Origin of the sequence: Streptomyces sp. WAC05292 (assembly GCF_003949955.1) — a bacterium.
Classification (GTDB): Bacteria; Actinomycetota; Actinomycetes; order Streptomycetales; family Streptomycetaceae; genus Streptomyces; species Streptomyces globosus.
In genome coordinates this window covers 1-2,704 of record NZ_RPSE01000588.1, presented here as the reverse complement: position 1 = coordinate 2,704, position 2,704 = coordinate 1, and the positions used below count along the sequence as shown (strand labels likewise).

General features: G+C 76.3%; 3 protein-coding genes. All 3 read right to left on the bottom strand.

Going from position 1 to position 2,704, the window contains the following annotated elements; genetic code table 11:
- Window positions 1-511 (bottom strand): TerD family protein (locus tag EF903_RS31330; RefSeq protein ID WP_148142626.1); only part of this gene is annotated, 511 nt, incomplete at its 3' end.
- Between the two features lie 100 nt (window positions 512-611).
- Complete coding sequence (locus EF903_RS31325) at window positions 612-833, bottom strand: hypothetical protein (protein WP_125548362.1); 222 nt, start codon at window positions 831-833, stop codon at window positions 612-614.
- A gap of 46 nt (window positions 834-879) precedes the next feature.
- Entirely contained in the window at window positions 880-2,409 is a 1,530-nt protein-coding gene (locus EF903_RS31320; protein WP_125548360.1) for an aldehyde dehydrogenase (NADP(+)), read from the bottom strand.
- Window positions 2,410-2,704: the final 295 nt, after the last annotated feature.

The window sequence follows — 2,704 nt, the reverse complement described above, 5'->3', positions numbered from 1 at the left end:
CGGCGGGCTCCTCCTCCACCGAGACACCGAAGTCGGTGGCGATCCCGGCGAGCCCGTCGGCGTACCCCTGGCCGACCGCGCGCACCTTCCACGCGCCGCCGCGGCGGTAGACCTCCACCACCACGAGCGCCGTCTCCGTCCCGAGCTGCGGTGGCGTGAACGTCGCGATCACCGCGCCCGTGTCCGCCTGCCGCACGGTCGCGGTCGGCTCGATGCCCTGGAACGTCTGCCCGGCCGCGTCCGGACTGGCCGTGACGACGACGCGCTCGACGTCCGGCGGCAGCGCACCCGTGTCCACGGTGACGGAGTCGGGCCCCGCCCCGCCGCCGGAGCGGTGGGAGACGCCCGGACCGGAGGGCTGGTTGTAGAAGACGAAGTCGGCGTCGGAGCGGACCTTGCCGTCGGCCGCGAGGAGGAGCCCCGAGACGTCGAGCCGCACCGGGGCGGCCACCTCGACCGTCACGCGGACGGCTTCGAGCGGCAGGTTGGAACCAGGGGTCATAGCGGTCATGCCCGGAGAACGACCGGGGGTGCCGCACCGTTCCCCCGACGCCCTCCGCTACCCCGTACGGGCGGCGGCGGGCTGCCCCGTACGGCGGTGCCGGGCGGCTTCAGCGCCGGTTGCGCGGATGGTTGCGGGCGGTGCGCTCGTTCCCGAACTTGTACGCGCCCGTCCATCTGGCCATCACGAGCTGCGCGTCGCCCGACTCCACCTCGGCGAGGAACTTCTCCGCGCGCGGCCCGCGCAGGGTGCCCGCGGGCCGGCCGCGGTGGGTGATGGCGACGGTGCCGTCGCCCCGTTGCTCGTACGTGAATCCCTGTGGTCTCGGCATGCGCGCAGCCTGCCCCGGCCCGGCCGGGGCAGGCAACCGGATTTGGTCAGGCCGTTCCGGTGACGCGGCGGGGCAGTCCCAGCGGGTTCGCCTCCCGCAGCTCCGGCGGAAGCAGCGCGTCCGGCACGGACTGGTAGGCGACGGGCCGCAGCCAGCGCTCGATCGCCGTCACCCCGACCGACGTGGAGTGCGAGGTCGCCGCCGGGTACGGGCCGCCGTGGTGCTGCGCCGGCGCCACCGCGACGCCCGTCGGCCAGCCGTTGACGACGATCCGCCCGGCCAGCTCCGTCACCCGGGCCACCAGCGCGGCAGCGGGGCCCGGCGCCCCGTCCGCCTCCGCCGCGGAGACGTGGAGCGTCGCGCTCAGATTGCCGGCCAGGCTGTCCAGAACGGCGCTCGCCTCGTCCTGGCCCGCGTACCGGACGAGGACCGTGACGGGGCCGAAGCACTCCTCCAGCAGCAGGTCGTACGGGCCGCCCGCAAGGAGGGCGGAGGCCTGCACGGCCAGGCAGCCGGCGCCGACGGCGTGCTCCCCGGCGGCGCCTGCGGCGACGGGCGCGGTGACGCCGGGCAGGGCCGCCCGCTCGGCGACCCCGGCCGCGAAGGCGTCCCGCATCCGGTGGTCGAGGAGGACGCCCGGCCCGGTCTCGCCGAGCGCCTTGGCGAGCGCGCCGGCCAGCCGGTCCCCGGCCGCCCCCTCCGGTACGAGGACCAGGCCCGGCTTGACGCAGAACTGGCCGTTCCCGAGGGTCACCGAGGCGGCGAGGCCCGCGCCGATCTCCTCGGCCCGCTCGGCGGCGGCGTCCGGGGTGACCACGACGGGGTTCAGGGAGCCGAGCTCGCCGTGGAAGGGGATCGGCACCGGGCGGGCGGCGGCCGCGTCGAACAGGGCGCGCCCGCCGCGCACCGACCCGGTGAACCCGGCCGCGGAGACCAGCGGGTGCCGGATCAGCTCCAGGCCCGCGTCGAAGCCGTGGACCACCGACACGACCGCCTCCGGCAGTCCGGACGCCGCGGCCGCGCGGCGCAGGAGCGAGGCGCACAGCTCGGAGGCGGCCGGGTGGTCGGGGTGGGCCTTGACGACCACCGGGCAGCCGGCGGCCAGGGCGCTCGCGGTGTCCCCGCCGGGGACGGAGAAGGCGAGGGGGAAGTTGGAGGCGGCGTAGACGGCGACCACGCCCAGCGGCACCTTGTAGCGGCGCAGTTCGGGGCGCGGCGGGGTGAGGGAGGCGTCGGCCCGGTCGATGCGGATGTCGAGGTAGGAGCCCTCGGCCACGGCGTCGGCGAAGGCCCGCAGCTGGCCGGTGGTCCGGGCGAGTTCGCCGGTGAGGCGGGCCGGGCCGAGCGCCGTCTCGGCGTCGGCGGTCTCCACGATCCGGGCTGCTTCCCCGTCGAGCAGGTCGGCGGCGGCGCGGAGGAAGGCGGTGCGTGCGGAGCGGTCGGCGAGCGCGCCGCGGGCCGCGTGCGCGGCGCGCACGGCGGCGTCCACGTCCGCCGGGGCGGCTTCCAGGGTGACCTGTTCCCGCTGCTTCCCGGTGCGGGGGTCCACACTCCAGACTGGTGTCCCTGCTGCCATGCCGTACTGCCTCCTGGATCCGCGCCGGCCCGCCGGAGTCGTTCAGTATTCTGAACGCCGTCCCGGTGGGTGAATGATCTCCATCCGTTCCGGACTCTATTTCCGCGTCCACGGCGTGACAAGAGACCGTGACAAGAGGCGAGAAGGGGCACAAGGCGCATGACAGCAGGAGCAGGCGGAGGAGCAGGCGCAGGAGCAGGCGGAGGAGCAGGCGCAGGAGCAGGCGGAGACGCAGACGCGGGCAGGGGCGCGAGCGGAGCCGCCGGCGCCGGCACGGCCGCGGCGGGGGTGCGGG